Annotated in this window: 4 protein-coding genes; all 4 read left to right on the top strand. The window is 68.1% G+C overall.

What is annotated here, in order from left to right; translation table 11 throughout:
- Positions 1–1,291 (top strand): type II secretion system protein GspE (locus tag FJ251_13335; protein ID MBM4118690.1); only part of this gene is annotated, 1,291 nt, incomplete at its 5' end.
- A gap of 7 nt (positions 1,292–1,298) precedes the next feature.
- Positions 1,299–2,372: a type IV pilus twitching motility protein PilT gene (locus tag FJ251_13330; protein ID MBM4118689.1), complete on the top strand. Its 1,074-nt coding sequence runs from the start codon at positions 1,299–1,301 to the stop codon at positions 2,370–2,372.
- Positions 2,373–2,387: 15 nt separating this feature from the next.
- Positions 2,388–3,596: a type II secretion system F family protein gene (locus tag FJ251_13325; protein MBM4118688.1), complete on the top strand. Its 1,209-nt coding sequence runs from the start codon at positions 2,388–2,390 to the stop codon at positions 3,594–3,596.
- A 10-nt stretch (positions 3,597–3,606) separates the two neighbouring features.
- The gene (locus tag FJ251_13320) at positions 3,607–4,938 is read left to right on the top strand and encodes a PAS domain S-box protein (protein ID MBM4118687.1); all 1,332 of its coding nucleotides are present in this window, start codon (positions 3,607–3,609) and stop codon (positions 4,936–4,938) included.
- Positions 4,939–5,078: the final 140 nt, after the last annotated feature.

The raw sequence follows: 5,078 nt of genomic DNA, 5'->3' as shown, positions 1-5,078 counted from the left end.
CATCGACCGCTACTACGACCGCGCCAACACGCTCGACGAGATGATGCGCGAGATCGACAGGGACGTCGACGTCATCGAGGATGCGGAGGAACTGCTCCGCACGCGCGAAATGGAGGCGGAGAGCCAGGCCGCGCCCGTCGTCAAGCTCGTCAACAGCCTGCTCGCGGACGCCGTGCAGCGCGGGGCGAGCGACATCCACATCGAGCCCTACGAGAAGAGCATGCGGGTGCGCTACCGCATCGACGGCGTGCTGCACGACATGATGAGCCCGCCGACGCGCCTGAAGAGCGCGATCATCAGCCGCCTGAAGATCATGGCCGAGCTGGACATCGCCGAGCGGCGCGTCCCCCAGGACGGGCGCATCAAGCTGCGCATCGGCAGCCGCAACATCGACATGCGCGTGAGCACCCTGCCGACGATCTTCGACGAGAAGATCGTGATGCGCATTCTCGACAAGGACAACCTGCAGGTCGACCTGCACAAGCTCGGCTTCCAGCCGCGCCCGCTGGAGGACTTTCTCAAGGCGATCGCCAGCCCCTACGGCATGGTGCTCGTCACCGGCCCGACGGGCAGCGGCAAGACGACCACGCTCTACTCGGCGCTGACGAAGATCAACACGATCAACGTCAACATCATCACGACCGAGGATCCCGTCGAGTACAACCTGGCCGGAATCAACCAGGTCCAGATCAACGAGGAAGTCGGACTCAGCTTCGCCAATGCCCTGCGCGCGATCCTGCGCCAGGACCCGAACATCGTGATGGTCGGCGAGATCCGGGACCTCGACACGGCGAGCATCGCCACCAAGGCCGCACTCACCGGCCACCTCGTGCTCTCGACCGTCCACACGAACGACGCGCCGAGCACGGTCGGCCGCCTGGTCGACATGGGCATCGAGCCCTTCCTGGTCGCCAGCTCGGTGCGGCTGATCCTGGCGCAGCGCCTCGTGCGCCGGATCTGCGCGAAGTGCAAGGCGTCCGTGGCGCTGCCCGTGGAAGTGCTCATCGAGGCGGGGCTCACGCCGGAGGCCGCGGCGAGTGCGCAGATCTTCAAGGGCACCGGTTGCCCGGGCTGCAACGGCAGCGGCTATGCGGGTCGCGTTGGGCTCTACGAGGTGATGGTGATGTCGCCCACCCTGCGCGAGATGGTCCTCGACAGGGCCTCGACGGCCGAGCTGCGCGAACGGGCGATCAACGACGGCATGATCGGTCTGCGGCAGGACGCCCTGTGGAAGATGACCCAGGGCATGACCACCCTAGAGGAAGTACTGAGGGAGACGAACAGTGACTGAGATGAACATGAACTTGCGCGAGTTGCTCGGTCAGATGATCGAGAAGGGGGCCAGCGACCTGCACATCTCAGCCGGTCTGCCGCCCATGTTCCGCGTCGACGGCGAGATCGTGCGCTTCGGGGACGATCGCATCAGCCCCGATGTCGCGCGCAAGCTCGCCTACAGCATCATGAACGAGGACCAGCGATCGCGCTTCGAGAAGACGCGCGAGCTGGACTTCTCCTTCGGCATCCCCAACCTGTCGCGCTTCCGCTCGAACGTCTTCCTGCAGCGCGGCGTGGTCAGCCTGGCCGTGCGCCAGATCCCCTTCGATATCAAGACCCTCGCGCAGCTCGGTCTGCCGACGGCGGTCGGCGAGTTCGCCAAGCGCACGCAGGGGCTCGTGCTCGTCACCGGGCCGACCGGCTCGGGCAAGAGCACGACGCTGGCCAGCATGGTGAACTGGATCAACGAGAACCGGGCCGGGCACATCATCACGATCGAGGATCCGATCGAGTACCTGCACCAGCACAAGCGCTGCATCGTCAACCAGCGCGAAGTGCGCGCGGATACGGAGAGCTTCGCGATCGCCCTCAAGTACGTGCTCCGGCAGGACCCGGACGTGATCCTGATCGGCGAGATGCGCGACCTGGAGACCGTCCAGGCGGCGCTGACGATCGCCGAGACCGGCCATCTCTGCCTGGCCACCCTGCACACGAACAGCGCCTACGAGAGCATCCACCGCCTGATCGACATCTTCCCCAGCTCGCAGCAGGCTCAGGTGACGGCCCAGCTCGCCTTCGTGCTCCAGGGCGTCGTCACGCAGGAGCTGATCCCGCTCGCCCGCGGCGGCGGCCGCTGCCTCTGCGCGGAGGTGCTCGTCTGCACGCCGGCGATCAAGAGCGCCATTCGCGAGGGCAAGGTGCACCAGGTCTACGGGATGATGCAGGCGGGGCAGAAGTACGGCATGCGGACGATGAACCAGAGTCTCTACGAGCTCTACGTGAATCGCCAGATCAGCCTGGAAGACGCCCTGGGTCGCAGCCGCGACCCGATGGAGCTGCAGCACATGATCGGCGAACTCGTGAACATGGACGCCTAGCCGAAGGGAACGCCAATGGCAAGCTTCGTCTGGCAGGGCATCTCGCTGAGCGGCAAGCGGGTCTCCGGCGTGCTGGAGGCCGACAGCAAGGCGGACGTCCTCAAGAACCTGCGCAAGCAGAAGATCCGCATCACGCTGGTCCAGGAGCAGACGGCCAAGCTCGGGCTCTTCTCGAAGAAGAAGCGGATCCGCGTCAAGGACCTCGCACTGTTCACGCGGCAGTTCGCGACGATGATCAGCGCCGGCCTGCCGCTCATCCAGTGCCTGGAAGTGCTCACCCAGCAGATGGACAACCCCGAGTTGCGCGTGGTGGTGCGGCGCGTCACCCAGCGCATCGAGGGCGGCGCCACCCTGAACGAGGCCCTGCGCGACCACCCGGGCGTCTTCAACGAGCTCTTCACCTCGATGGTGGAGGCGGGCGAGACGGGCGGTATCCTCGACACGATCCTCGAGCGCCTGGCGACGCACCTCGAGAAGATGGAGGCCCTCATCCGCAAGGTGAAGGGCGCCATGACCTACCCGATGGTGGTCTTCGGGGTGAGCATGGGCGCAACGGCCTTCATGCTCCTCTTCCTGATCCCGCGCTTCGCCCAGATGTTCGCGGACTTCGGCGGCGAGCTGCCGCTGCCCACGCGCATCGTGATGGGGGCGAGCGACCTCTTGAAGCACTACGGCTGGGTGCTGATCGTGCTGGGCGTCGTCGGGTTCATCGCCTTCAAGCGCTATCGTGCCACCGAGAGCGGCGCGCTGCGGATCGACAGCTACCTCCTGCGCTTTCCGGTCATCGGTCAGGTCGTGCGCAAGGGCTCCGTCAGCCGCTTTGCGCGCACGCTCGGCACCCTGCTCTCCAGCGGCGTGCCCCTGCTCGACGGCCTCAACGTCACGGCGCGCGCCGCCGGCAACCGCGTCGTTTCCGACGCCGTTCAGCAGATCCGCACCTCGGTCACCGGGGGCTCGACCCTGGCCGAGCCGATGCGGGCCTCCGGCGCCTTTCCGCCGATGGTGACGCAGATGGTCAGCGTCGGCGAGGAGACCGGTCGCTTGGACGAGATGCTCGGCAAGCTGGCCGATTTCTACGACGACGAGGTGGACTCGGCGGTCGACTCGCTGACCGCCGTCATCGAGCCCGTGATGATCGTCATCATGGGCCTGATCGTCGGCGGCATGCTGATCGCCATGTACCTGCCGATGTTCAAGCTGATCAGCGTGGTCTCGGGCGGATAGGAGGCGCGGCGTGGCGAGCCCCGACGCGGAGTGGGGAGGCATCGACCCGGCCTGGCGGGCGGGGGCGGCGCTCGTGACCGTCTTCCTCCTCGCCCTCGCTGGCCTGCTCGGGGCGCCGCCGGGCCTCGTGCTCGGCCTCGGCGTCCTCGCGGGCGCAGCGGGGGGCTGGACCCTGGCCGGCATCCGCGCGGAGCGGCGGTGGCGCGAGCGCAGCGAAAGACGGCTTCAGGAAGGGGCGCGGACGGCCGAAGACATCATCGCGGCCATCCCGAGCGGACTCGTCGGGCTCGACGAGACCGGCGCGGTGTGCCGCTGGAACGAAGGGGCGACCCGCATCCTCGGCATGGGTCGCGGGGGCATGATCGGCCAGCACGTGGATCGCTGGCCGATCGAAGGCCAGCGCGGGCTCGCCGCCCTCCTGCGCGAGGCGCTAGACGGGAGAACCGTGACGAGAGGCAGCCTGGACGTGACCCGCACCGACGGTCGCACTCTGCCGCTGGGCATCTCGACGAGCTGTCTGGCCGGCAGTGGCGGCCGCGGTGCCGGCGCCGTGGCGGTCTTCCAGGACCTGACGGAGGCCCGCAAGCTGCGGGCGCGGATGCGTCAGCAGGAGCGCCTGGCTGCAGTCGGCGCCCTGGCCGCGTCGATTGCGCACGAGATCCGCAACCCGCTCGCCTCGATCGCCGGCAGCGTGGAGCTGCTGGCCGCCGACCTGCCGCTGGCGGGCGAGCACCGGATCCTGATGGACTTGATCCTCAAGGAGAGCGACCGCCTGAACCTGCTGATCACGGACTTCCTCGATTTCACGCGCGAGCGGCGGCCCCAGCCCAAGCCACTCGATCCGGCGCTGCTGCTCAAGGAGGCCTTGCGCCTGGTCCGCCAGCGGCCGGAGGCGGACGAGCAGCTGAAGCTGACGCTCCAGACCGAAGGCGCACCGGCGGTGATCGAAGCCGACCCCGGTATGCTGCGCCAGGTCTGCCTCAACCTGCTCCTGAACGCCTGCGAGGCGGTGGACTGGCGGGGGCACCTGACGGTGAGCGCGCGCGGCGCCGCGGGCGCCGGCGGCGGGGAGGAACTGCGCGTGCAGTTCCGGGACGACGGTCCCGGCGTGCCGCCCGAGGCGCGCGGGCGGCTCTTCGAGCCTTTCTTCACGACGAAGGCTGGCGGCACGGGGCTCGGCCTGGCGATCGCCCACCGCATCGTCGAGATGCACGGCGGCCAGCTCGAGCTGCTGGAGGAAGCGGGGCCGGGAAGCGTGTTCGAGCTGCGCCTGCCGGCGCGCGCGCGCAGCGAAGAGGACCTGCCCGAGGGCGTGGTCCAGGCGACTGAAACCGCAGTCTAGACACCAAGCGAGGGAGCTGCACCAATGGCCCAGCCGCGCATCCTGCTCGTCGACGACGAAGAGAGCATGATCCGTTTCCTGTCGATCATGCTGGCCAAGGAAGGCTACGAGATCCGGGCCGTCTCCAGCGGCACGGCCGC

This window comes from bacterium, assembly GCA_016873475.1.
In the GTDB taxonomy this organism is placed as follows: domain Bacteria; phylum Krumholzibacteriota; class Krumholzibacteriia; order JACNKJ01; family JACNKJ01; genus VGXI01.
The sequence above is the reverse complement of the archived record's forward strand: the minus strand, read 5'-3'. Positions and strand labels throughout refer to the sequence as shown.